The following is a 24,829-nucleotide window of genomic DNA, read 5'->3' as shown; positions in this document are numbered from 1 at the left end:
ACCATGCTTGCTCGACCAGGATCCACCAGAGCGGCGCTCACCGCCGCCGCCATCATCGCCACCGGAGGCCTCCTCGCCGGATGCACCGCCGTGGCGACCAGCACAGGAAGCACGAGCGCCGAGACCACCAGCGACGAGACCAGCACCGTCGTCGCCGCCGGTGACGTGACCGCGTCGGCCACCGCAGAGCAGGTGATGGCGGAGAACGAGGACGCCACCACCACCAACGACGACGAGTGGAGCACCGACGGCGCGACCACCATCGCGCTGACCGGGACCTCGGCGACGATCACCGGCGAGGGTGCGACCGTCGACGGATCGACCGTCACCATCACCGCGGCCGGCACCTACGTGATCAGCGGCGACCTCGACGGGCAGGTCGTCGTCGCGGCGGGGGAGAGCGACCTCGTCGCCCTCGTGCTCGACGGCGCCGACATCGCGAGCAGCTCGTCCGCGGCGATCTCCATCACCTCGGCCGACGACGTCGCGGTCTACCTGGCCGCCGGCTCGGCCAACAGCCTGAGCGACACCTCGAGCTACGCGGAGGACGCGGACGTCAACGCGGCCCTGTTCAGCGAGGCCGACCTCACCATCTCGGGCACCGGCTCTCTCGCGGTCACCGGAAACGGCAACGACGGCATCACGAGCGAGGACGACCTGGTCATCCTCTCCGGCGACATCACCGTGACCGCAGCCGACGACGGCCTCCGCGGCAAGGATTCGCTGACGGTCGAGGGAGGCACCATCTCCGTCGATGCGGGAGGCGACGGACTGAAGTCGGACAACGACCAGGAGGCCACGCGCGGCTGGATCGAGCTCACCGGCGGCGACATCAGCATCGAAGCGGCCGGAGACGGAGTGGCGGCGAAGACCGACCTGGTGATCACCGGAGGCGCCCTCGACATCACCGCCGGCGGTGGAGCGGACGCCGCTCTCGCTGACGACGCCTCGGCCAAGGCCGTCAAGGCGGGCGTCTACCTCGTCATCGAGGGCGGCGAGCTCATCTCCAGCTCCGCCGACGACGCCATCAACTCCAACGGCGTCGTGCACATCTCGGGTGGCACCCAGACGGCCTCCAGCGGCGACGACGGCATCCATGCCGATGTGGCCATCCTGCTCGACGGCGGCGGCGTCACCATCGAGCAGTCCTACGAGGGCATCGAGTCGGGCGACATCACGGTCTCCGCGGGGACGGTCGACGTGACCTCCGATGACGACGGCATCAACGGCTCGGCGAGCACCACGACGTCGACGGACGCCGGCGGCATGGGAGGAGGCGGCCAGGGCGACAGCGGCGAGCTGGTCACCATCTCGGGCGGCGACGTCACCATCCACGCGGAAGGCGACGGACTCGACTCGAACGGCTCCGCGGTCGTCAGCGGCGGAACCCTCACCGTCTACGGTCCCACCGGCAGCGGCAACGGGGCGCTCGACGTCAACGGCACCCTCACGGTGTCGGGTGGCACCGTCCTCGCCATCGGAAGCTCGGGCATGGCGGTATCGCCCGACTCCTCGTCCGCCCAGTCGTGGATCTCCGCGACCGCCAGCGGCTCAGCGGGAGACGCGGTGCAGATCGTGGCCGCGGACGGCACGGTGCTCGACGAGTACACCGCCGAGAAGTCGTTCTCATCGCTTGTCTACTCGTCCGCGGGCCTTGCGGACGGCGGCAGCTACACGGTCGTCGTCGACGGCACGACGGCCGCCACCGTCACGGAGGGCACAGCCGCCGCAGGTGGCGGAATGGGCGGAGGCGGAAACGGTGGCGGCGGCCCCGGTCGCTGACCGTACCGACTGCACGAGCTGCCCAGTTCTGCCGCATCCGGAGCCTCCGGAGCGGCATAACTGGGCAGCTCGCTGTCATCCAGTCGGTGAGGCGACCTACTCGGCGCGGCGCTTGGCGTCGGCCTTGTCGCGCTTGGCGGCCTTCTTCTCCTTGGGAGTCTTCGAGGCGGCAGTCTTGCCGGTCGACTTCTGGTTCTGGGACTTGTCTGCCACGGTGCGACCGCCTTCTGGAGCCGGACGGCTCGTCGGTTCGAGCGTAGCCCGAATCGTGTCGGCGGCCCGATCTAGGGTGATCCCTGTGAACGACTCGATCGAGCACTTCCAGCCGCAGGCCGACGCCTCCGAACTCGACGATCTGCGGTCGCGTCTGCGGGCCACCCGGTGGCCCGACGCGCCCGAGGACGCAGGCTGGGGGCTGGGCGCCGACCTCGACTATCTCCGGGAACTCGTCGACTACTGGATCGAGGAGTTCGACTGGCCGGCCCAGGAGGCGCTCCTCGCTCGGCTGCCCCGCTTCCGCACAGTGATCGACGGCCTCGGCATCCATTTCGTGCATGCCCGGGCCGTCGCACCCACGCGAGCGCCGCTCGTCCTGATGCTCAGCCACGGATGGCCCGACTCGTTCTGGCGCTATTCCAAGGTCATACCGCTGCTGACCGATCCGGTCGCCCATGGCGGGGATGCCGACGATGCCTTCGACGTGATCGTGCCCGACATGCCCGGCTTCGGGTACTCCGACCGTCCGACCGGAGCTCCGCTCGACTCCATCGGGGTCGCGGGCATGTGGACCCGGCTGGCGAACCGGCTCGGGTACTCCCGGTTCGGCGCGGCCGGCGGCGACATCGGAAGCGGCGTCAGCCGATTCCTGGGGCTCGATCACTCGGACAGCGTCGTGGCGGTGCACCGGACGGATGGGGGCCTGCCGCCGCTCGCCGCCGATCGCTCCGCCTTCTCCCCGGAGGAGCAGGCGTGGTTCGCGGACGTGGGGGCCTGGTCGGCATCCGAGGGTGCGTATGCCGCGATGCATCGCTCCAAGCCGCAGACCGCGGCCTTCGGGCTGACCGATTCGCCGGTCGGTCTCGCGGCATGGATCGTCGAGAAGCTGCGTTCGTGGAGCGACTGCCACGGGGACATCGAGAGCCGCTACTCCAAGGACGAGATCCTGACGAACGTCACGATCTACTGGCTCACCCGCACGATCGGGTCCTCGATGCGGATGTACAACGCGAACGCGCAGATCCCAGTCGAGCAGCTGCTGCGACGGGTGGAGGTGCCGTCGGGATTCGCGCTGTTCCCCGCAGACATCCTGCGCCCGCCACGGCAGTGGCTCGACCGGACCGCCGACACCGTCCGGGTCACCGAATTCGATCGGGGCGGACACTTCGCCGCGTTCGAAGAGCCCGAGGTCTACGCGCAGGAGCTGCGCGAATTCTTCCGGCCCTACCGGTAGCGCGAGCAGCGCCGAGGGCCGCCGCCTCGTCGTCGTCGCAGCGGGAGCGCGACGGACGGATAGCCTCGCCAGATGAGCGAGGTGCAGCGGACGGGAGGTCCCGGGGCCATCCGCCTGCTGGCTCGCCGCTTCCGAACTCAGCTCGCCGCGCAGCTCGGCATCGCCGCGGTCGTGCTCATCGTCTGCATCACCGGAGTGATCACGTCGATCGGTCTCGATCTCGCGTCGGCCGTCGGGGGCCGCGAGCTGCTCCGCGATGCGCCCGCCTCCCAGGCGTCATTGGCGGTCCAGACGGGACTCGCCGCCGATGGCTCCGCCCAGGACGCGGCCATGCGATCGGTCTTCGCGCAGAGGTTCGCCGGCATCCCGATCCAGATCACGCGCACCGTGTCGGTCCCGCCCGCCGATCTGATCTCTGGGGGAAACGGGACCGGTTCCGTTGATCCAGCCGCGCCCCGCGTGCTGCTCGAAGCCGATCCCGATCTGCTCTCCGCGGCGCGGGTCGTCTCGGGGGAGTGGCCGGCGGTCGAGCAGTCGACCGTGCCGGGGCCCCTGGCCGCGGCGGTCCAGGCGGATGCGGCCGAGCTGCTCGGCATCGGGGTGGGCGATCCGCTGGTCGTCGCGATCTCCTCCCGATCCGTCAGCCTGCTGGTCAGCGCGCTCTGGGAGCCGCGTGACCCGGCGGCGAGTCGCTGGCACGGCGATCCGGCTCCGGCATCGGGCTCGACGCTCGACGGCGTCGGTCCGGTGATCCTCGAGGAGAACGACCTCGTGACGGTTCCCGTTCCCGCCACCGTGCGGTGGGTCGTCGCACCGCGGATCGACGCCATCGAGCCCGGCGCCATCGATCGGCTCGCGCGTGCGTCCGACGCCGATGGAATCTCGGAGGACATCGATCGAAGCGGCGGCATCGGGGTGGGTGGGGTGAGCGTCGACGGCGGGCTCGCCGACAGCGCAGCCGCGACCGGTCAGGCTCTTGCCGGTGCCCGCGGCATCTCCGGCATCCCGCTGGCCCTCGTCGCTGCGTTGGCGATCGCCGCCCTGGTCCAGCTGGGCGGACTCCTCGCGTCGTCGCGCTCCACGGAGGCCGTCGTCGTGCGCGCCCGGGGCGCCTCGTCGCGCCAGCTGCTCGCCGCCGCGGTCCTGGAAGCGGCCGTCGTCTGTCTGCCCAGCGCCGCCGTCGGCGGCCTGCTCGGCGGAGTCCTGGGAGTGCCGGCGGCCGCAGCCATGCTGGGGACCGCGCACTCCGATCCGTCGTCGTCCGCGCTGGATTCGTCGCTGGGATCGGCGCTGGGACTGTCGATCGGACTGTCCGCGGCGATCGGTGTGCTCAGCGTCGTGGTGGTGGTGGCCTCGACGGGGGCTGGCTGGTGGTCGCGCTCGACGGGTGCCGCACGGGGCGTGCCCGCAGGCCGCGGACTCGCCATCGCCACCGCGCTCGCCGTGCTCGTGGCCGGTGTCGCGGTCGCCCAGCTGGTCGGCGCAGGACGGGATGCGGCGGGCGCGGTGGCGGCGGGCGCTCCGGTGCTGGCAGCCGTCGCGGGGATCCTGCTGCTGATCATCGCGGTCCGCCCGCTGGCGGCGGCCGTCGCACGTCGTGCAGCGGGGGCACGGGGTCTCGATGTGGTGACCGCTGCACGCCTGATCGCTCGTCAGGCGGGGGCGTTCCCGGCGATCCTGTTGATCGCGGCGCTCAGCTCGGGCGCGATGACGATGGGCGCCGGCATCATCGGAACGGCGGTGTCACTGGACACCCGCACCGCGGATGCGCTGGCCGGCGCCGATGTCCGCGCCTCCTACGCGGTCCAGGGCACGGTGTCGGATCGCAGCCGGCCGATCACCGCGGGAGCCGCGGGCGAGCTCGACGGCGTGCGCTCCGCCACCATCGCCCTCTCCACGACCGCGACGGTGGGGCCCGACACCTTGCAGCTCATGGCCCTGCCCGCACGCGCTCCGGCTTCCGGCAGCGGTCTCCGCGCGCTGGATGCCGGCACGCCGCTGACCGAGCTCCGGATCCTGGTGCGCACCGACGCGCCTGCCGAGCGCCCCGGCGCGGTGGCCATCTCGGCCTGGCTGGCGGACGACGACGGGGCGCTCGCCCGGGTGCCGCTCGGCGCCGCCGTGCTGTCCCTGACCCGGACGGCCGGAGTCGAGCTCTCGGCGCCCCTTCCGGCGGCATCCCCGCACTGGCGCCTGCTCGCGCTCGATGCCGAGCTGCAGGCGTCCCCGGGCGCGGCGCCGGTCGAGGTGACGCTGACCTCCTCCGATCTCGCCGTCGGCGAGATCGGCGCGGTCCACCTCTCCTCCCCGAGACCCTCTGCCCGGGCGCTCGTCCTCTCATCCGCAGTCGCCGAGCTGCCGGTCCGACTGAGCCGAGCCGCCGCAGCGCGCGCCGGGCTGCGAGTGGGAGACGGCTTCGAGGTCGCGCTCAGCACCGGCGCACGCATCCCCGCGCGTGTCGAGGCCCTCGCCGATCAGATCCCCGGGACGTCGAGTCCGCGTGCCGCACTCGTCGACCTCCCCACCCTCGATGCGGCCATGCTCGCCGCCACCGGGCCGATCCTCCAGGCCGCGGAGGTCTGGGTCGGCACCGACAGCCCCGACGCCGTGGCCGGCGCGATCGTGCGCAGCGCAGATCAGCCCGTCGACGTCGTGACGCGCCGCACGGCGTCGGTCGGGGCGGTCCTCGATCCGACGCTCGACGTGCTGCTCATCGGGATGCTCGCGGCAGGTGCGATCGGCGGCGTCGGCTTCGGCGCGGCGACCCGCATCCGCGCACGCCGCTCAGCAGAGGAGGGTCGGATCCTCGTCGCCCTGGGCCGCAGCCACCGGTCGGAGCGACGGTCGAGTGCGGCCCTGATCGCCGTCGTGACCGGCTACGGCCTGCTCGCAGGATCGATCGCGGGCGCCGCGGCCGCCGCGATCTGCGGGCCGGTGATCGCGCGATTGGCGGTTCCCGTCACCGCGCTGCCCGGGTCGGTGTCCTTCGCCGCGTCCGGCCTCGCCGGCGTCCTCCTCCTCGTCGTGCTGACCGCGCTGATCATCGTCCTGCAGTCGGGGGACGCCCCATCATCGGCGCGAGGTGGTCGGCGCGGGCGGCCGGCCACGGCGGGTCCATCATGAGCGGCGCCTCCTCCTTCGGATCCCTCTCGCTCGCCCGACGGATCAGCAGACGCGCGGCGGGACCGCTCGTGGCCATCGCCCTGCTCGCCCTCGTCGCCTCGGCAGCAGCGACCGCGGGCGTCCTCGTCGTCGGCTCGGCCATGACCGCCGCCGTGCGCTACGACCTCGACACCGATGCGGCACCGGCCGAGCGACAGCTCACCGCGACGGCTCTCGGCGGTCCGCAGTCCGGCCCGTCCGCCGATCCCGAGGCCAGCGGACTGGCACCCGCGGTGGATGCCGTGTGGGGAGACCAGCAGGATCGGCTGGCCGAGATCCGCGACTCGATGCCGTCTGCACTCCGTCAGGTGACCGATGAAGTCGAACAGACGACCGTCTTCCCCGAGGTGGCCGCCGCGATCCTCCCCGGGGCGCGGCCCGCAGTGCCGACCGAGCTGGCCCTCGGCGTCGACCCGCGGCTCGATCAGCGGGTCGAGCTGGTCGATGGCGAGTGGCCCGCGCCCTTCACCACAAGCGAGGGAGTGGACATCGTGCTCTCGGTCGCATCGGCGAACGCGGCGCGATGGCAGATCGGCGACGTGCGCAGCCTGTCCGAGCTCGGCGGGATCCCCACCACGGTCCGACTGTCCGGCATCTTCCAGGCACGGGATGCGGCCGACCCCTACTGGACGAACACGTCGAGCGTGCTGGAGCCGTCCTTCCGACTGTCGCCGGACGGCGGCACGATCGTCATCGCCCAGGGGTACGTTGATGCCTCGTCCTGGCCCGTCATGCCGACCTTCGCCGGTGTCGCCTCCACGAGCGTCTGGTTCGGGATCGACCGGAGTCGGATCACCACCGACGCGGTCCCGGCGATCCAACGGGATATTCGCCGCTTCACCGGTCAGGCCTGGCAGATCGCCCCCGCGACGGAGGAGCTCGACTCCTCGACGGTGCGGCAGCTGCGCTTCTCGACGGATGCCGCCGACCTCTTCGACCGCTCGCTCGCCCGGAACGCGGTCACGGCCGATGCGCTGGCCCTGCTCGGATCGGGGCCATTCGCCGCCGCTCTCGCCGCGCTGTTCCTCGCCGCCCGGCTGCTCGGCGTCCGACTCGCACCGTCTATAGCTCTGCTGCGCGCGCGCGGAGGCAGTCTGCTGCGCATCCGCGGGACGGTGGCGGGAGCGATCGCGCTCTGGGTGCTGCCGGCCACCGTCGTGGGTGTCGTGGCGGGCGCGCTGTTCGGCGACTCGTTCGCCGCCCGCGCGGCTCCGTCCGTCGGAGCCGGCGCGGAGGTGCTGGGCGAGGTGCTCGGCGGCGTGCCGGTCGAGCACATCGGTCCGGTCGCCGGTATCGCCGCGGGCATCGCCCTCGCGGTGGCGCTGGTCACCTGCCTGGGCTCGGCCGCGGTTCTGCCGATATCGACGGTGGCGGGCTCGTCGAGAGGGGCGCGGGGTCGGGTGCTCGTCGAGGTCGCCATCGTGCTGCTGGCCGTGCTGCTGCTCGTGCTCACCGGCCTGACCGGATCGCCGGTGTCCGGCAGCTCGCCGACGCTCGATCCGCTGCTCGCGGTGCTGCCCGTCTCGCTCGCCTCGGTCGCCGTAGTCCTCGCACTGGGAATCGGTCCGGCGCTGCTCGGCGGGCTTCTGCGGGCGGGCCGTCGCCGTCGTGGGCTGTTCGGACTGCTCGGCGCGGCCCGAGCGGTCCGCGGATCGGTCGCCGTGTCGGCCGGACTCGCGGCGCTGGTGATGGGCATCTCGGTGGCGCTGTTCTCCGGCGCCCTGCTCTCCACTCTCGAGTCGGGCATCGACGAGGAGGCCCGGGCGACCGTCGGCGCGGACATCGCCGTAGCGGAGCCGGCCATCACCCCTGACGGCGTGGCCGAGCTCGCCGAGCTTCCCGGCGTGGCCTCCGCCGCCGGGGTGGCATCCGTGCGGAGCCAGGAGCTCGCGGTCGGACAGTCGACCGAGAGGATCACCGTGCTGGTGGTGCCCGTCGCAGAGCTGCAGCGCGTGCAGCGGGGTGTGCCCGGCGCGGTCGGACTGCCCGCTCCGCTCGCGATCCCGGCGGGGGCCGAGCAGGCCGTGCCGGTGCTGCTGTCCGATCGAGCGGCGGATCTCGTGGGCGACGCGCCCCTCGCTCTCGGCGGCCGGACGCTCGACGTGCTCGGGGTCGTGCCCGGCGTCTCCCCGCTCACCTCGAACGAGACGTGGATCCTCGTCGACGCCGTCAATGCGGACGCGATCCTCGGCCAGGTCCGCAATTCCGACCGTGTCCTCCTCCGGCGGACCGACGCGGATGGCGGTACCGATAGGGCCGTGGATGGCGACCTGCTCGCTGCGATCGCCGACGCGCGGCCGAATGCAACGGTCAGCTACCCCGCGGAGCTGACTGCGGCTCGCCGGGGGAGTCCGCTCGTCGCGGCCCTGCAGACGGCCGTGCTGTCCGCCGCGCTGGGAGCGGGCCTGCTGTGCGCGGCGGCCGTGGTGATGACGCTCGCGCTGGGTGCCGGCGCGCGTCGCCGGGTGTCGTGGATCGTCGGCGCCTTCGGAGCTCCCCGAACCGCCGCGGGAGCGCTCGCGGCCTGGGAGGTCGGCCCGTCGGTCGCTATCGGACTGCTCACCGGCGTGCTCACCGGGGTGGCGCTGCCCTACCTGGTGCTCCCGCGGGTCGGCCTGCGACTGTTCACGGGGGGCGTCGACGAGCCGGCGATCGCACTCGACCCGTCCGTCACCGCCGCGATGGTCGGCGGCTTCGCGCTGCTCGTCGGAGCGACCGTCGCGATCGCCGCATGGACCGCAGGACGTCGGCAGGCTCGACCAGGAGGGCCGCCCGATCCGACCATGGGCGCGGCCGACTGAACCGGACTCCGAGGACGAAGCACGACGTGTCGGCGGACGGGTTCAGTCGTCGCTGTGCTGGCCGTCGATCATGTCGGCATCGTCGCCGTCCTCGCCGGCAAGCGCTTCGGCGCCGCGGCGCTCGTTGCTGATCCGCTCCTTCTCCTGGCGCACGCCGGCCTGAGTCGCGCGCTCGGTGACGAGCCACTTCGGCCGGTTGGTGAGCAGGTCGCTGATCTCGGCGGTGGTCAGCGGATCGTTCACGCCCGCTCGGGCGAGGCCCGATGTGGAGACGCCGAGCTTGGCCGCGACCACCTGGCGGGGGTGCGGGCCGTTCGCGCGCAGGTCGAGCAGCCACTGGGGAGGGTCCGCCGACAGCTCGGCGAGGGTGTCGCGGGAGATGACGCCGTTGCGGAACTCCTCGGGCGCCGCATCGGCCAGGATGCCGAGCTTCTTCGCCGCCGTCGCCGGCTTCATCGTCTGGGACGACTTCGACTTCGTCGTCTTCTGCGGCTTGTCGGCGGGTTCCGGTGCGGACTCGGGGGCTGTGGAGCTCATCCCGGAAGCGTACCGCCGGGCCCGGGCGCGAGGCGGCCATAGCCGGGCGGATACCCTGAAGGCGGTGCGGATCCTCCGCCCCCAGGGCTTCCGAGCCTCGGCCGGGTGGATCGGATCACGATGAGCGAGGCCGCGGGAATCGATGCCGACGATGATCCGCGGGATGATCCGCGGGCCGATCCGCAGACCCTCCGCTGGTTCATCGCCGTCACGGAGTCGCCCTCGTTCAGCAAGGCCGCGGCCGAGCTGGGCATCGCTCGCCAGAAGCTCAGCGCGGCGATGCTCGCGCTGGAGAGCGGTCCTGCGCTGTTCGATCGCGAGGTAGGCGGCACCGCGCTGACCGAGGCAGGTCGAGCGCTGCTCGGTGCCGCTCGCATCCGCGTGGCGGAGGCCGAGGCCCAGGCCGCCGCCTCTGCGGCCGAAGCGGTCGAGCACGCGCAGGCGCTCGAGACCGCGCCGTTCCCGATCACCCTTGTCGCCGGTGTCACCGTCTCGAAGTGGACCACGCGATGGGATGAGCGCAATCCGGCGCACCCGGTCGCCGTGATGCTCGTCGACGACGCCGCCCAGGCCCACGCGGTTCGCGACGGCACCGCCGCATGCGCCTTCGTCCGCCTGCCGATCGTCGCCGGCGGGACGCGCGACTCCGAGGTGCGACTGCACAGCATCCCGCTCTACTCCGAGGATTCCGTCGTCATCGCGGCGAAGGGCCACCTGATCGAGGCGGCGGACGTCCTGGAGCTGACCGACCTCGTCGACGAGCGCCTGCTCAGCCCGCCCCAATCCCTCCCGGGCTGGTCGGAGATCGCCAAGAATCCTGGAACGCCCGAGCAGCGCGACCAGCTTCTCGGGCTGACGCCTGCGCAGCTCATCGAGGTCGTGGCGACAGGGGCGGGGATCGCGGTGCTGCCGGCATCCATCGTGCGCACCTTCGGCCGGAAGGACGTCATCGCGCGCCCGCTGACCGGAGCCCCCCAGAGCACGGTGGCGATCGCCTGGCGCGCCGACGACGACTCCCGCGAGACCGAGCAGTTCGTCGGCATCGTCCGCGGACGGACGGAGCGCAGCTCGCGGGCCGAACCCACGCCACCGACCGAGCGCAAGAAGGCTCCGGCCGTCCGTCAGCGCAGCGCGTCCTCCCACGCCGCGCGCCGCAAGCGCCGCTGACTCGCCCGCCTGATCAGCGGCGGCGGCGGGTGCCGAAGATGCCCTCGACTACGCCGGTCAGGATCGTCTTGGTGACGGGCGAGCGGAGGATCTCCTCGATCGGCGACTTCTGAGTGCGCGAGCGCGACGAGGCCGAGGTGGTCCGGGTGCGTCCGGTCGTGCGGCTGGTGGTCTGGCCGCGCCTCATCTCGCGCTCCCATTCCGCCTGGCGCTGCTTCTTCTCCTTGGCGCGTTGCTTCTCCAGGGTGTCCCGCTGCTTTGCGAGCGCAGCATCCGCCTTGGCCCGATCGATCGCCGCCTGCTCGGCGGCGGCCGCCTCGTGGGCCTTCTCGAGCTTGGCAGTGAGGATCTCCCGCGCGGAATCCCGATCCAGCGCCGTCCCGTACTTCGCGAGCAACGGAGACGCAGCTACGGCGGCGTCGATCTGCGCGTCGGGCGTGGGCGACATCGACCCCTGGGGCGCGCGCAGGCGGGTCCAGGCGACCGGGCTCGGGGCTCCTCGCTCGTTCATGACGGTGACGATCGCCTCGCCCGTGCCGAGGGTGGTGAGGACCTCCTCGAGGTCGTAGCCCGAGTTGGGGAAGGTCGAGACGCTGGCCCGCAGCGCCTTGGCGTCGTCGGGTGTGAAGGCGCGCAGCTGGTGCTGCACCCGTGAGCCGAGCTGGGCCAGCACATCGCTCGGCACGTCCTTCGGGGTCTGGGTGATGAAGAAGATGCCGACGCCCTTGGACCGGATCAGGCGGACCGTCTGGGTGATCGAGGTGAGGAAGTCCTTCGAGGCGCCGGCGAACAGCAGGTGCGCCTCGTCGAAGAAGAAGACCAGCTTGGGCTTGTCGAGGTCGCCGACCTCCGGCAGGTCGTTGAACAGGTCGGCGAGCAGCCACATCAGGAACGTCGAGTAGAGCGCGGGCTGACTCTGCACCCCGGGCACCTCGAGCAGGCTGATGACGCCCTTGCCGTCCGCATCAACCTTGAGGAACTCGGCGGTGTCGATCTCGGGCTCGCCGAAGAACACGTCGGCACCCTGGTCGGCGAAGGTGATGAGCTCGCGGAGGATCACGCCGACGGTGGCGCTGGAGAGCCCGCCGAGGGTGGCGAGCTCGGCCTTGCCCTCGTCGCTCGTGAGGTAGCTCAGCACGGCGCGGAGGTCGGTGAGGTCGAGCAGTGGCAGTCCGGCGGAGTCGGCGTAGTGGAAGACGAGGCCGAGGCTCGACTCCTGGGTGTCGTTGAGGCCGAGCACCTTGCTGAGCAGGAGCGGGCCGAAGCCGGCCACCGTGGCGCGGATCGGCACGCCCTTGCCGCGTCCGCCGAGCGAGAAGTACTCCGTCGGGAAGGAGTCGCCGGTCCAGTCCTGGCCGATGCCTCTCGTGCGGGCGAGCAGCTTGTCGCTCGGGGCGCCGGCGGTGGCGACCCCGGAGAGGTCGCCCTTGATGTCGGCGGCGAAGACGGGGACGCCGTGGCTGGAGAGCTGCTCGGCGAGCACCTGCAGGGTGCGCGTCTTGCCGGTGCCGGTCGCGCCGGCGACGAGGCCGTGGCGGTTGGTCATCGCGATGGGGATCCGGACCGGCACGTCGGGGAGGGCGTCGCCGTTGACCAGCGCGCCCATCTCGAGCGCGGGTCCGTCGAAGGCGTAGCCCGCCCGGATCGCCTCGACCCGCTCGGCGGTCAGGGGGCCCGGCTTGCCGGTGGGTGCGGCGGCCGACGGCGTGGGCGGCGCGGACTGTGCCGGCGCTGGCTGAGCGCTCGGTGTCACTGTCGGTGTCGCTGTCGGTGCCTGCGTCCCGGCGCCCACTGCCACGGTCGCCGTCGCTGCGGCGGTCGCGGCGGCGGTGGCAAGCTCGCGGGCTCTGGCGACGGCGGCCTCCGCATCGGCCTGGGCCTTCAGTGCGGCCGCCAGTGCGGCCTCCGCCTCGGCCTGCGCTGCGCGTACCGGGTCGGGCTGGGGGTCGCTCATGGCCTGGATCCTATTCCCGTCGGGGTGTGCACGGATCCGGTACGGGGGCGCCTCCGATGCAGCAGAACTGGGCGGCTCGCGACATCCACGCCCCCGAATCCGCGTTCCTCCCGGATCCGCGCAACATCTCCTGATCCGTGAAAGTGGCAGGTAGGTCAGCGGGCGCGGCGGAGCTGGGCGAGCAGGTCGACTCCGCGAGCGTCGAGCACGCGACCGCCGATCCGGATTCCCACCGACACGAGCACCAGACCGAGGGCGACGCCGACGACCAGCGACGCCCAGCCCCACACGACGTCGCCGGTGATCAGGTTGACGATCGTGAGGGCGAGTTCGGGCAGGACGAGCAGGATCAGGATGCCCCAGGCGACGAAGGTCGCGAGGGAGTTCGTGAGGTTGGCCCCCTGGGGCGACTTGAAGGGGCTGTCCCCGGCCGCGGGCACCGGGAGCACGAGCCGCGCGGACGTGACGCTCGATACCCCGAGGCCGGTGAGGAACGTGCCGAGGGAGATGCCGAGCGTGGCCGGCACGGCAGCCCAGGTGTCCGAGATGAACGCGGTCACGAGGATCACCACGACGATGGCCGGCAGCCCGAACACGGCGAGCGCGACCGCGCGTCCCAGGCGATCGTCGGCGCCTCGCACTGCGGCGGCCAGGTGGGTGGCGAAGGCGGTCCCGTCGAAGGAGATGTCGGCGAAGATCGACAGCGACAGCAGGAACGCGACGACGGGGCCGGCGATGATCAGCAGGCCCGGGTTGTGGAAGATGTTGCTGTAGAGCACCAGCAGCGCCGGGATCAGCGGGATGAGGATCAGCTGGCGCAGGTAGCGCGGGTCGCGGAACCAATAGATCAGCGATCGCGCGGCGATCGCGCCCCAGACCGTGGCGGGTGCGATGCCGAGCAGGCCGGTGCTCCTGTGCCGCTCCGAGCGGGTGGCGGCGTGCGGCGGAGTGATGAGGGCGACGGCCAGGCTGAGGCGCCAGGCGAAGACGAGCACCACGAGCGTGGCCGCGCCGATGAGCGCGTGCAGGGCGGCGCTCGCCGCGTCGCCTCCGGCCAGATCGGACGGCACGGCCCAGATGGCGCCGAGTGGCGTCCAGGCGAGGGTGTCGGCCACTCGCGGCAGCGCATCGGCCGCGGTCCGGATGCCCTGAGCGGCCGAGCTGATGATCGGTCCGAGCAGGATCAGCGGGATGAGCACCAGCACGCCGGCGACCTCGCGGAATCGGCGACCCGACGCGACCGTCGAGGCGATCGTGGACACGGTGCGCGACGCGGCGATGCAGGTCAGGGCGCCCACGAGCCCGCAGAGGATGGCGACGACCGCGACGCCCGGCTGACGCCACCAGGTGCCTGCAGTGGCGATGCTGGCGAGCACCGTGATGATGCCGGGGATGCCCAGGATGGCGCTGGCCCCGAGAGCCGCGAGCAGGGTGTTGAGGGGGATCGGGAAGGTGACGAGACGGGACGTGTCCAGGGTCTGATCGATCCCCGCGGCGAACATGGGCACCAGGATCCAGGCGAGCACCACGACAGAGCCGGCGATCACGACGACTGTCCGGGCGATCTCCAGCGGTGCTGCGCTGAGGGCGAGGAGGCCGAAGCCGATCCCGGTGAGGGCGCCGAGGCCGTAGAGCACGCCGAAGATGAAGGCGACCAGCTGCCAGGGCGAGCGGCGGAGGCCGTTGCCGAGGACGAGGAAGCGCAGCCTTACGAGAGTCGCAACCATGCGGGTCCCTCGGCGTGATGGCGCCCGCCGACCAGGTCGACGAAGCGGTCCTCGAGCTCGGCGCCGTCGCGCACCTCGTCGATGGTGCCCGCCGCCAGCACGCGGCCGGCGGCGATGATCGCGACGTGGTCGCACATCCGCTGCACGAGGTCCATCGCGTGGCTCGAGACGATGACGGTGCCGCCGGAGTCGACGTAGCCGTGCAGCAGATCGCGGATGTTGGCCGCCGAGACGGGATCGACGGACTCGAACGGCTCATCCAGGACCAGCAGCCGCGGGGCGTGGATGAGCGCGCAGGCGAGGGCGATCTTCTTCGTCATGCCGGCGGAGTAGTCGACGACGAGGGTGCTCGAGGCCTCGGTGAGGTCGAGCAGGCGCAGCAGGTCGGCGGCGCGCTCGGTGACCGTCTCGCGGCTCATTCCGGAGAGCATCCCGGAGTAGCTCACCAGCTGCTCGCCCGTCAGCCGGTCGAAGAGCCGCACGCCGTCGGCGAGGATGCCGATCAGCCGCTTGGCCTCGAGCGGCTGCTGCCAGACGTCGACGCCGTGCACCAGCGCGGTGCCCGCGTCGGGGCGGAGCAGTCCTGTCGCCATCGAGAGGGTCGTCGTCTTGCCCGCGCCGTTCGGCCCGACCAGGCCGTAGAAGGATCCCGACGGCACCTCGAGGTCGACGCCGTCGACGGCCACCTTGCTGCCGAAGACCTTGCGCAGGCCGCGGATCGACAGCGCGCTGCCGCCCGGGGCAGCGGGTGCGGGAGCGGGTGCCGCGAGCGGGGCGGCGGCGAGCGGGGCGGCGGCGAGCGGGGCCGAAGTGCCCGCCGCGTCCGCTCCGGAACTCCGATCGGGAGAACTCGAGCCGGATGGGAACGACTCTTTCTCGGCCATGCACAGTCTCCTCATCGCATCGGATGCCGGGGTGGGGCCCCAACCTAACCGATCCGGCTGGTCGTCCGCGCTCCCGATCGGCGATCCAGGATCAGGAGTTGAGCAGGTTTTCTGCTGATCAGGCCTGATTTCCGCATTCGGCCGCTGTCATACTGTTCCCGTGCTCACGCCCTTCTCTCCCGATGCGATCGGCCTCGCCGTCGGCATCGGCGTCGTCGTCGTCATCCTGCTCATCGTCGTCATCTCCCTGCTGCGGGGCATCAAGGTCGCCAAGCCCGACGAGGCGATCATCGTCACCTCGCGGCAGCGCGTGGCGAAGGTCGGCAGCGAGGCGGGGGAGAGCGCCGGGCAGCGCGTCGTCTTCGGGTCGCGCGTCTTCGTCAAGCCGATCATCGAGGCGTACTTCAAGCTCAGCCTGCGCAGCCGCCAGCTGAACGTGCAGGCCACGGCTCAGACGCGCGACGCGATCACCATCCGGGTGAACGCGGTCGCGGTGGTCAAGGTCGGCGGCTCCGAGGCCATGGTGCGCGCGGCCGCCCAGCGCTTCCTCAACCAGCAGGATCAGATCGAGTCCTCCACCGAAGAGGTCCTCTCGGGTTCGGTCCGCTCCATCGTCGGCCAGCTCACGGTGACCGAGATCATCACCAACCGCTCCGCCCTGCAGGGTCAGGTGCTCGAGGCGGTCCGCGAGTCCCTCGACGTCCAGGGCCTGCAGATCGACACGCTGCAGATCAAGGAGATCGACGACGACAACGGCTACATCCGCGACCTCGGCCGTGGTGAGGCCGCGCGGGTCAAGCAGGTCGCCGAGATCGCGGAATCCGTCTCACGCCAGGCTTCCGAAGAGGCGCGGATCAACGCCGACCAGGCCGTCTCCGAGGCGCAGCGCCGACTCGACCTGCGTCGGGCGGAGATCCAGAAGGAGACGGACAAGGCGCGCGCAGAGGCCGCCGCCGCCGCCCCGCTCGCCGAGGCGATCGCTCAGCAGGCCGTCGTCTCCCAGCAGGAGGTGACCGCCGGCAAGCGGGTCGGCCTGCGCAAGCAGGAGCTCGACGCCGAGATCCGCGCGGCCGCCGACGCCGATGCGTATGCCGTGCAGAAGCGCGCCGAGGCGACCGCCGCGGCGTCCATCGCGAACGCCAACGCGGCTCGAGACGCTCGCAAGTCGGCCGCCGAGGCCATCGAGGCCGAGGGCATCGCGGACCGCAACCGTCGCAGGTCGGCCGCCGAGGCCACCGAGGCGGAGGGCATCGCCGACAAGAACCGCCGTATCGCCGCCGCCGAGGCCCTCCGAGCGGAGGGTGAGGCTGAGGCGGATGCCACTCGTGCGACAGGTGCTGCGCTCGCCGACTCGTCCCGTGCGCAGGCGGAGGCCCTCAGCGAGCGCTCCGTCGATCTGCTGCGTCAGCAGATCATCGCGAAGCTGCCCGAGATCGTCCGCGCCGCCGCCGAGCCGCTGGCAGGCATCTCGAACATGACCCTGATCTCGACGGACGGCAATGCGACCGGGCAGCTCAATCAGAGCGTCGCCGGACAGCTGGCCTCGTCGACTCAGCTGATCAAGGACCTGGTCGGCATCGACATCGCCGATCTCGTCAACGCCCGGGCGGCGGGCGACGCGGCGGGCACCGCCTTCGCCGCCTCCGACTCGGCCAAGGGCCGCCGAAAGCCAGCCACGCCGACCGAGGGAACACCGGCGAGCTGACCCTCTCCGCTGAGCTGCCCGATTCTGCCGCTCGGATCGCATTCCCAGCGGCAGAAGTGGGCAGCTCGACGGAACGGTGACGACATCGAGGGAGGGACGATGGCCGAGGCTTCCGAGGCGACGCGGGACAGCCGCTCGCCGTATCAGCTCGTTCTCGGCGATGAGCTCCCCGGGCTGCATCCTCGGCTCCGCGCCTACTTCGGCGCCATCCCCACCGGGCACGTCGGTCAGGGTCGCGGGCGGTTCAGCCGGGTCGGCACGCCGCGGCGCATCCTCTGGCCGATCCTCGCGATCCTGCAGGCGGAGGGCATCCTCTTCCCGGTCTGGCAGAGCGATGTGCTGTTCTCGGTCACCAACCGATCGACGACAGATCCGAACGGCAGCGCCGCGGTGGCGGCGAGCAGGACCTTCGAGCTCAAGGGCGGGAATCGCACGATGGTCGATGCCATCACGGTCGAGGGCTCAACGCTCGTCGACTACCTCGGAACCGGTCGCCGGTTCCGCGCCGAGCTCGTCGCCTCGGTGCAGGACGGAGCGCTCCGCCTGCGCTCCGATCGGATGGCCGTCCGCCTGGGTGGCCGCTATCGGCCGGTGCCCGAGATCCTCGCGCCCACCGTCCGCCTCACAGAGCGCTTCGACGAGGCCACCGATCGCCAGCACGTCTCCGTTGTGCTGGAATCGAGATGGCTGGGTCGGATCTACGAGTACAGCGGATCGTTCGCCTACGAGGTCGTGGCCGAGCGTGCGCAGCGTTCCGCGGGGGCAGGCAGCGGCTCAGCCGTCGGAGCCGGGACGGACACGGCGATCGACAGGGCGAGCCTGATCAGGGGGAGTGGCGATGAGTGAACGAGCACCGGTCGATCGGGTGGTCCTGGCGGGCGCATCCGGCTTCATCGGCGACTACCTGTACGCCGCCTTCCGGGCCCGCGGTGCAGATGTCGCGCGGATCGGCCGTCGCGGACCCGATGCCCGCTGGGGCAACACCGCCGCCCTCACCGACGTGCTCGACGGCGCGGACGTGCTCATCAATCTGGCGGGCAAGAGCGTCAACTGCCGCTACAACGACGCCAACCGGGCAGAGATCCTGCGCTCGCGCGTGGCGACGACCACAGAACTGTCGCGGGCGATCGCCGCATGCGACGAGCCGCCGCCGGTCTGGCTCAACTCGTCGACGGCCACGATCTACCGGCACGCCGAAGACCGGCCGATGACCGAGTCGACCGGCGAGATCGGCACAGGATTCTCGGTCGGCGTCGCCACCGCGTGGGAGGAGGCCCTGTTCGCCGCCAGCCTGCCCGGCACCCGACGGGTCGCGCTGCGGATGGCGATCGTGCTCGGCGACGGCAGCGCCCTGCTGCCGCTTCTGCGGCTCGCCCAGTTCGGCCTCGGCGGACCCCAGCTCGACGGGCGCTGGTTCGCCACCGAGTCGCGCCGGCGCAACGGCACCTTCCATGAGTTCCGGGCTCACGGCGGCGCGCAGAAGTTCAGCTGGGTGCACATCGCAGACGTGCTGGGTGCCATCGACTTCCTGCGCGTGCATCCCGAGCTCGACGGCCCGGTCAACGTCACGTCGCCTCACCCGTCCGATGGGCGCACGGTGATGCGCACCATCCGGGAGCTGGTCGGCGTTCCGATCGGCGTCCCATCGCCGCGATGGCTGCTCGAGATCGGCGCCAAGCTGATCAGCACCGAGACGGAGCTGATCCTCAAGAGCCGGTGGGTGGTCCCCGAGCGCCTGCTCGCCGCGGGGTATCGCTTCGAGTATCCCGACCTCGAGCCGGCCCTTCGCCAGATCATCGAACAGCGCAAGGCGTCGAGCTCCGCCGCCTGACCTGCCGATCGAGAATCGACAGCGCGCGTGCGCTCGGCCACCTTTCCGTTGCGTTCGGCCACCTTTTCCGCCGACGGCACGGGTTCTAAAGGTGGCCGTCACGGCGAAAGGTGGCCAAGTACAGGGAAGAGGTGGCCGACAGGTGCGCCGTCGAGCGCGGGTAGGCTTGAGGCATTCGAACATGAGGCCTGGATTTGGGCTTCACCGCACTCTGCGTGAGTGCCCGCATCCCTTCTCTCAAGGCGCTGTCATGGTCGAAGCATCCGCACAGTCCTCCTCTGATCAGCACCCGTCCGCCGGGTCCGCTCCCGTGGTCGTCGTGCGCGACGCGCTGTTGCGCCTCGAAGCGGGCGATCCCGTCTCCGAGGCCGATGCGACCATCCTGTTCAGCGCGCGCGGCCCCGAGCTCGAGCGCCTGCTCACGGTCGCCTCTGCGCTGCGCGATGAGGGATTGGATCGGTCCGGACGCGAGGGGATCATCACCTACTCGCGCAAGGTGTTCATCCCGGTCACCTTCCTCTGCCGCGATCGCTGCCACTACTGCACCTTCGTCGAGACCCCGGGGGGCCTCGCGATGCACGGCAAGCCGACCTACATGGAGCCCGAGGAGATCCTCGAGGTCGCCCGTCGCGGCGCCGAGCTCGGCTGCAAGGAGGCGCTCTTCACCCTCGGCGACCGTCCCGAGGATCGCTGGCCGATCGCCCGAGCCTGGCTCGACGATCACGGCTACGAGTCGACGATCGACTACATCCGCGCGATGGCGATCCTCGTGCTCGAGGAGACGGGACTGCTGCCGCACCTCAACCCGGGGGTCATGTCCTGGTCCGAGCTGCAGCGCCTCCGACCGAGCGCGCCGTCCATGGGCATGATGCTCGAGACGACCGCCGGCCGACTCTGGTCGGAGAAGGGCGGCGTGCACTACGGCTCGCCCGACAAGGACCCCGCCCTCCGACTCCGGGTGCTCGAGGACGCCGGTCGCTCCCGCGTTCCGTTCACCACCGGCGTGCTGCTCGGCATCGGCGAGAACGACGCCGAGCGCGCGGAGTCGCTCTTCGCGATCCGCGCCTCGCACGAGCGCTGGGGGCACATCCAGGAGACGATCGTGCAGAACTTCCGCGCCAAGCCGCGGACGGCCATGCAGAACGAGGCGGACCTCGCCCTCGAGGAGTACATCGCCGCGGTCGCCGTGGCCCGCGTGGTGATGGGCGCCGATGCCACGATTCAGGCCCCGCCCAACCTCACCGACGCGAACGAGCTCGGCCTGCTTCTCCGCGCCGGGATCGACGACTGGGGCGGCGTCAGCCCGCTGACCGCCGATCACGTCAACCCCGAGCGGCCGTGGCCCGACCTCGACGACCTCTCCGCCCTGACCGCGCTGAGCGGTTTCGAGCTGCGCGAGCGGCTCACGGCGCACCCGCAGTACGTCATGGCGGGGCAGGAGTGGGTGGATCCGCGCCTCCGCCCGCACCTCGACGCGCTCGCCGCCCCGTCCGGTCTCGCGGATGAGCAGGCTCCGGTCGTCGGCCGGCCGTGGACGACTGCACCGGCACTCCTGCCCCGCGAGCCCTCGGGTGATCGGCAGCTCGACGATGCGCTGGCCCAGGCGGCGGTGGATCCTGCCGGGCTCGCGGATGCCGGCTACGTCGCCCTGCTCGGCGCCCGCGGCGACGACATCGAGCGGCTGACCCGTCTGGCCGACGAGCTGCGCGCCCGGACGGTCGGCGACGCGGTGACCTACGTCGTCAACCGCAACCTGGACGCCGCGCTGCTCGTGGACGACGCGGTTGCTGAACCATCGACCGAGCGCACGAATGGATATCGTGAGTTCACACTCGAAGCGATGGCGGAGCTCGCCGCCGAGGCGTGGGAGCTCGGCGCCACCGAACTCTGCCTGCAGGGCCAGATCCCAGCGGGTGTTCGCGCCGGTCAGCTGGATGTCATCCGTGCCATCCGCGCCCGCACGCCGGACATCCACCTGCACGCCTTCCGGCCGGCAGAGCTCGCCGAGGGCGCCCGTCGTCGCGGAGTCGGGCTCGAGCGGCATCTGGCCGAGCTGCGGGACGCCGGGCTGGACAGCGTTCCGGGCACCGCGGCCCGCATCCTCGACGACGGGGTGCGCGCAGCGCTCACCGCAGGGACGGACATCCCCGTGCGCGACTGGATCGGCGGGATCGTCGCAGCCCATCGTGCCGGCCTGGGGTCGACGGCGACGATGGTCTACGGCCACCTCGAGACGCCCGCCCAGCAGGTCGCCCACCTGCGGACCCTCCGGAGCATCCAGGAGCAGACGGGCGGCTTCACCGAGTTCATCCCCATGCCGTTCCTGCCTCAGGAGTCGCCCGTCCAGGTGCCGGGTCTCAGCCGATCGGGCCCATCGGTCGACGAGAGCCGCGCCCTGCACGCCGTGGCGCGGCTGATGCTGCACGGCAGCATCGATCACATCCAGGTGGCATGGACGAAGCTCGGGCTGCACGCCGCGCAGCTCATCCTCCAGGGCGGTGCCGACGACCTCGGCGGACTGCTGATCGATGGCGCCCTCCGCCCCGAAGCGGGCGCCGAGGCGCACCGGACGCTGACGATCGCCGAGGTCGAACGGCTGGCCGCGGACATCGGCCGGCCCACCCGTCAGCGGACGACCACCTACGGTGAGCCCCCGGTGGAGCGCCTCGCGGCCGCCCGTCGACCCCGCCAGTCCGACACGGCCGCGTTCCGGCTGACCCGCTGCGCTCGCGCCGGCCGGCCGGCCCTGCCGGTGACGGAGCGATGATCGAGCGCTCGGGCTGGGGCCGTCCGGATCCGGTCGTCACCCGGATCGCCGGATTGGTCGCGCTGACGGTCGGCGAGGAGACGGCCCCGCACCGCGTGCCGCTCGTGCTGCTGCCCGGCGAGCTCGCCTCATCTCAGGATGAGTTCGGCCTGCTGCTTCCCCTGCTCGCCCGCACCCGCCGGGTGATCGCGCTCGACTGGGAGGTGCCCGCGGAGAGCGCCTCTGCGGAGTCCCAGTCCCAGTCCCGCGATGGGGCGATCGACGGCGCGGCCGACCAGGTGATCGCGGCCCTCGAGGCCATCGCTCCGGGCCGCCGGGTCGATCTGGTCGGCGTCTCCCTCGGCGCAACGATCGCGGCTCGGGTCGCCGCGCGCGATCGGGTCGCCCGTCTGGTGCTGATCGGCGGTTGGCTCGACGTCACGGAGCGCCAGCGCCGGTTCGCTCGGCTGCACGGCGCGGCGCCCGCCGCGCTGCGCGATCAGCTGCTCGGCTACGCGGCCTTCAGCTCGGCCGGTCTCGATGAGACCGCCTCGCACAGCATCGCCGGTTCAGCCTGGTCGGGCGCCCGGATGGCGCTGCTCGCCAGCGTCTCGCTCGCCGACGTCGTCGCGGGAGTCCAGACGCCGACGCTCGTGATCGGCTGCGCAGACGACGCCATCGTGCCTCGCGAGCAGAGCCGAGCGCTCTTCGCCGCTCTCGACGACTCGCGCTACGCGGAGCTCGACAGCGGTCACGCCGCGCTCGCCGAGCGCCCGATCGAGGTGCTGCAGCTGATCGAGGAGTTCCTCGAGGGCGACCCGCGCGGCACCGCGCGCCCTCAGCAGGCAGCTGCCGAGGGTGCTGTCGAGGGAGCACGGACGTGAATGCGGCGGCCCGCCCGCTCGGGTCTACGTCGCCGCAGGGATTCGTCGAGGTCGACACCCTCATCGTCGGTGCAGGAATCGCGGGCCTCGGCCTCGGCATCCGGCTCGCGCGCCGCGGGACGGCGTCGTTCCTGATCCTCGAGCGCGCAGACCAGGTCGGCGGCACCTGGCGGGACAACGTCTACCCGGGCGTCGCCTGCGACATCCCATCGCATCTGTACTCCTACTCGTTCCGCCCGAAGCCCGACTGGTCGCGATTCTTCGCTCCCGGAGCCGAGATCCAGGGCTATCTCGTCGAGGCCGCGCGCGACGAGGGGCTGCTGCCGCACCTGCGCTTCGGCACCGCGGTGCTCGGTTCCGAGTGGGACGAGGACGACGGCCGCTGGATGGTCCGCACCACCCGCGGCGACTACCGGTGCCGCGTGCTGGTGATGGCTGCGGGCCGGCTGTCGGAGCCGCGCATCCCCGACGTCGCCGGGCTCGACCAGTCCACCGGCAGGGTCTTCCACTCGTCGCGATGGGGCGACGCCGACCTGTCGGGCGCGCGGGTCGGCATCGTCGGCACCGGCGCGTCAGCGGTGCAGCTCATCCCTGAGGTGGCGGCTCGGGCCGAATCCGTCGTCGTCTTCCAGCGCAGCGCTCCGTATGTCGTTCCGCGGCAGGACCGGGAGTACACCGCCGCCGAGCAGCGGCTGTTCGCCCGCGCTCCCGAGTCGGCCGAGCGACTGCGCTCGCGGCTGTTCTGGTCGATGGAGCAGGGCTACGCCCAGCGGATCGGGATCTCCGGCCCCCTCGACGCACTGCGTCACCGCGCGCTCGCGCACCTCGGCGAGCAGGTGGGCGATCGTGGGCTCCGCGCCGCGCTCACTCCCGACTACGAGATCGGATGCAAGCGCGTGCTGCTCTCGGATGACTTCTACCCGGCCCTCAGCCGACCCACGGTCGTGCTCGAGGCATCCGCGCTCGAGTCGGTTCGGGGCGGCACGGCGGTGGCGGCGAGCGGGCGGATGCACGAGCTCGACGTGCTGATCCTCGCGACCGGCTTCGAGTCGACCGAGCCGCCGTACGCCCGCACCATCCTCGGACGTAATGGGGTCCCGCTCGCCGACCGCTGGGCGGACGGCATGGTCGCCTACGCATCGACCGCGGTGCACGGCTTCCCGAACCTGTTCATCCTCGACGGCCCCAACGCGAGCCTCGGCCACAATTCGGCGATCTATATGATCGAGGCGCAGATCGACCACATCCTCGACGCGCTGTCCGCGCTCGCCGACTTGACCGGCGGGGCGATGGCCGGCGGGGGCGGAGTGCTCGAGGTGACCCGAGCTGCGGAGGACGACTACATCGCCGAGCTGGACGCCGTGGCCGGTTCGACGGTGTGGCTGCGAGGGAAGTGCTCGAGCTGGTACGTCGACGAGCGCAGCGGCCGTCTCACCCTGCTCTGGCCCGACTTCGCATTCGCCTTCCGTCGGCGGCTGAGCCGGTTCGACGGCGCGGCCTACGGCATCGGCGAGTCAGTCGGCGACGGTGATGCCGATGCTGCTCGCGAGCAGCGGGGCGAGCAGATCGAGCTGGCCTGAGTCGACGATCGTGCCGCGCAGGTTCTGCACTCCCGAGACCTCGTGCAGCTCGACCCCGCGCAGATCAACGTCGAGCAGCTTCGCCTGACGCACGTCGAGCGAGCGGATGACGCATTTCTCGAAGACGATCCGCTGGGCCTCGGCACCCGAGAGGTCGAGCTCGTCGATGGTGCAGTCGGAGATGATCACGTCCGTCACTGTCGAGCCGCGGAAGTTGAGGTAGCCGAGCTTGCTGCTGGCGATCCGGATCGAGCGCCAGTTCGAGTCGTAGAGCTCGCCCGAGCCGATCCGGCTCTCGCTGATCCGCACGCTGCGCCAGGACGAGCGGGAGGCCCGCAGCACCGGGACGTCCAGCCGGTCGATGACCACGTCGGCGAGGCTGGAGCCGCGTAGCTGGAGGTCGCGCGACCGCGCTCCATCGAGGTGCACCTCCCGCAGGGTGACATTGGCCAGGTCATGACCCTCGAGGTCGACCTCGGAGAATCTCTGGCCGTCGGCGCCGCCGCTGTCGACGAGCTCGTCCAGCTCGCCGGGGGCGAGCGCGCCCAGCTTGAGGGAGTCGATTCTGGGCCGGCGGATCGTCGAGGAGGGCATCTCTCCCACGCTATCCCGCGGTGCG

At 71.7% G+C, this 24,829-nt stretch carries 16 protein-coding genes; 11 read left to right on the top strand and 5 right to left on the bottom strand.

Translation table 11 applies throughout. The features are described 5' to 3' along the window. The first annotated feature begins 3 nt into the window (after positions 1 to 3). The 4 genes from E6C64_RS04080 (at position 4) to E6C64_RS04065 (ending at position 9,195) form a co-directional block, all read left to right on the top strand. Entirely contained in the window at positions 4 to 1,782 is a 1,779-nt protein-coding gene (locus E6C64_RS04080) for a carbohydrate-binding domain-containing protein (RefSeq protein WP_136426303.1), read from the top strand. A 298-nt stretch (positions 1,783 to 2,080) separates the two neighbouring features. Then, positions 2,081 to 3,232 (top strand): epoxide hydrolase family protein, encoded by a 1,152-nt coding sequence (locus tag E6C64_RS04075; RefSeq protein WP_136426302.1) that lies wholly within the window; start codon positions 2,081 to 2,083, stop codon positions 3,230 to 3,232. Positions 3,233 to 3,304: 72 nt separating this feature from the next. Continuing rightward, the gene (locus E6C64_RS04070) at positions 3,305 to 6,355 is read left to right on the top strand and encodes an FtsX-like permease family protein (protein WP_136426301.1); all 3,051 of its coding nucleotides are present in this window, start codon (positions 3,305 to 3,307) and stop codon (positions 6,353 to 6,355) included. Next, positions 6,352 to 9,195: a proline dehydrogenase family protein gene (locus tag E6C64_RS04065; RefSeq protein ID WP_136426300.1), complete on the top strand. Its 2,844-nt coding sequence runs from the start codon at positions 6,352 to 6,354 to the stop codon at positions 9,193 to 9,195. Before E6C64_RS04070 ends, E6C64_RS04065 begins: the two co-directional genes overlap by 4 nt. 42 nt (positions 9,196 to 9,237) lie before the next feature. On the opposite strand, the gene E6C64_RS04060 is transcribed toward E6C64_RS04065, so the two are convergent. Continuing rightward, on the bottom strand, positions 9,238 to 9,651 hold the full coding sequence (locus tag E6C64_RS04060; RefSeq protein ID WP_136426416.1) for a DUF5997 family protein: 414 nt from the start codon (positions 9,649 to 9,651) through the stop codon (positions 9,238 to 9,240). Between the two features lie 186 nt (positions 9,652 to 9,837). Here E6C64_RS04060 and E6C64_RS04055 point away from each other — a divergent pair, with 186 nt between their 5' ends. Next, complete coding sequence (locus E6C64_RS04055) at positions 9,838 to 10,899, top strand: LysR family transcriptional regulator (RefSeq protein WP_136426299.1); 1,062 nt, start codon at positions 9,838 to 9,840, stop codon at positions 10,897 to 10,899. Between the two features lie 13 nt (positions 10,900 to 10,912). On the opposite strand, the gene E6C64_RS04050 is transcribed toward E6C64_RS04055, so the two are convergent. From E6C64_RS04050 to E6C64_RS04040, 3 genes are all read right to left on the bottom strand, one after another. After that, a complete protein-coding gene (locus tag E6C64_RS04050; RefSeq protein WP_136426298.1) occupies positions 10,913 to 12,853 on the bottom strand; it encodes a helicase HerA-like domain-containing protein in 1,941 nt (646 codons plus the stop codon). 155 nt (positions 12,854 to 13,008) lie between these two features. Continuing rightward, positions 13,009 to 14,580: a transporter gene (locus tag E6C64_RS04045; RefSeq protein ID WP_136426297.1), complete on the bottom strand. Its 1,572-nt coding sequence runs from the start codon at positions 14,578 to 14,580 to the stop codon at positions 13,009 to 13,011. Then, positions 14,562 to 15,464, bottom strand: coding sequence for an ABC transporter ATP-binding protein (locus E6C64_RS04040; protein ID WP_199240942.1), 903 nt, complete (start codon positions 15,462 to 15,464; stop codon positions 14,562 to 14,564). Before E6C64_RS04040 ends, E6C64_RS04045 begins: the two co-directional genes overlap by 19 nt. Positions 15,465 to 15,624: 160 nt before the next feature. Here E6C64_RS04040 and E6C64_RS04035 point away from each other — a divergent pair, with 160 nt between their 5' ends. From E6C64_RS04035 to E6C64_RS04010, 6 genes are all read left to right on the top strand, one after another. Then, complete coding sequence (locus E6C64_RS04035) at positions 15,625 to 17,169, top strand: SPFH domain-containing protein (protein ID WP_136426295.1); 1,545 nt, start codon at positions 15,625 to 15,627, stop codon at positions 17,167 to 17,169. A gap of 99 nt (positions 17,170 to 17,268) precedes the next feature. Beyond that, positions 17,269 to 18,015: a DUF4166 domain-containing protein gene (locus E6C64_RS04030; protein WP_136426294.1), complete on the top strand. Its 747-nt coding sequence runs from the start codon at positions 17,269 to 17,271 to the stop codon at positions 18,013 to 18,015. Beyond that, on the top strand, positions 18,008 to 19,000 hold the full coding sequence (locus E6C64_RS04025; RefSeq protein ID WP_136426293.1) for an epimerase: 993 nt from the start codon (positions 18,008 to 18,010) through the stop codon (positions 18,998 to 19,000). The genes E6C64_RS04030 and E6C64_RS04025 overlap by 8 nt, the downstream gene beginning before the upstream one ends. A 250-nt stretch (positions 19,001 to 19,250) precedes the next feature. Continuing rightward, positions 19,251 to 21,767 carry a 7,8-didemethyl-8-hydroxy-5-deazariboflavin synthase CofG gene (gene cofG / locus E6C64_RS04020; protein ID WP_136426292.1) on the top strand — a complete coding sequence of 839 codons (2,517 nt, stop codon included), beginning with the start codon at positions 19,251 to 19,253 and terminating at the stop codon, positions 21,765 to 21,767. Next, a complete protein-coding gene (locus E6C64_RS04015; RefSeq protein ID WP_136426291.1) occupies positions 21,764 to 22,630 on the top strand; it encodes an alpha/beta fold hydrolase in 867 nt (288 codons plus the stop codon). Before cofG ends, E6C64_RS04015 begins: the two co-directional genes overlap by 4 nt. Next, positions 22,627 to 24,210, top strand: coding sequence for a flavin-containing monooxygenase (locus tag E6C64_RS04010; RefSeq protein WP_136426290.1), 1,584 nt, complete (start codon positions 22,627 to 22,629; stop codon positions 24,208 to 24,210). The genes E6C64_RS04015 and E6C64_RS04010 overlap by 4 nt, the downstream gene beginning before the upstream one ends. Here E6C64_RS04010 and E6C64_RS04005 read toward each other — a convergent pair. Beyond that, a complete protein-coding gene (locus tag E6C64_RS04005) occupies positions 24,145 to 24,804 on the bottom strand; it encodes a pentapeptide repeat-containing protein (RefSeq protein ID WP_136426289.1) in 660 nt (219 codons plus the stop codon). The two genes, E6C64_RS04010 and E6C64_RS04005, sit on opposite strands and share 66 nt — an antisense overlap. Positions 24,805 to 24,829: the final 25 nt, after the last annotated feature.

It is taken from the genome of Naasia lichenicola (assembly GCF_004801885.1).
Lineage (GTDB): Bacteria > Actinomycetota > Actinomycetes > Actinomycetales > Microbacteriaceae > Naasia > Naasia lichenicola.
Note: the sequence above shows the minus strand (reverse complement) of the source record. Positions and strands in the feature narration are given on the sequence as shown.

What these genes read in the sequence shown, in the direction of transcription:
- E6C64_RS04070 (WP_136426301.1), top strand. Translation starts at nt 3,305, where the DNA reads ATGAGCGAGGTGCAGCGGACGGGAGGTCCCGGGGCCATCCGCCTGCTG.
- E6C64_RS04040 (WP_199240942.1), bottom strand. Translation starts at nt 15,464, where the DNA reads ATGGCCGAGAAAGAGTCGTTCCCATCCGGCTCGAGTTCTCCCGATCGG.
- E6C64_RS04050 (WP_136426298.1), bottom strand. Translation starts at nt 12,853, where the DNA reads ATGAGCGACCCCCAGCCCGACCCGGTACGCGCAGCGCAGGCCGAGGCG.
- E6C64_RS04005 (WP_136426289.1), bottom strand. Translation starts at nt 24,804, where the DNA reads ATGCCCTCCTCGACGATCCGCCGGCCCAGAATCGACTCCCTCAAGCTG.
- E6C64_RS04025 (WP_136426293.1), top strand. Translation starts at nt 18,008, where the DNA reads ATGAGTGAACGAGCACCGGTCGATCGGGTGGTCCTGGCGGGCGCATCC.
- E6C64_RS04045 (WP_136426297.1), bottom strand. Translation starts at nt 14,580, where the DNA reads ATGGTTGCGACTCTCGTAAGGCTGCGCTTCCTCGTCCTCGGCAACGGC.
- E6C64_RS04060 (WP_136426416.1), bottom strand. Translation starts at nt 9,651, where the DNA reads ATGAAGCCGGCGACGGCGGCGAAGAAGCTCGGCATCCTGGCCGATGCG.
- cofG (WP_136426292.1), top strand. Translation starts at nt 19,251, where the DNA reads ATGGTCGAAGCATCCGCACAGTCCTCCTCTGATCAGCACCCGTCCGCC.
- E6C64_RS04080 (WP_136426303.1), top strand. Translation starts at nt 4, where the DNA reads ATGCTTGCTCGACCAGGATCCACCAGAGCGGCGCTCACCGCCGCCGCC.
- E6C64_RS04030 (WP_136426294.1), top strand. Translation starts at nt 17,269, where the DNA reads ATGGCCGAGGCTTCCGAGGCGACGCGGGACAGCCGCTCGCCGTATCAG.
- E6C64_RS04065 (WP_136426300.1), top strand. Translation starts at nt 6,352, where the DNA reads ATGAGCGGCGCCTCCTCCTTCGGATCCCTCTCGCTCGCCCGACGGATC.
- E6C64_RS04015 (WP_136426291.1), top strand. Translation starts at nt 21,764, where the DNA reads ATGATCGAGCGCTCGGGCTGGGGCCGTCCGGATCCGGTCGTCACCCGG.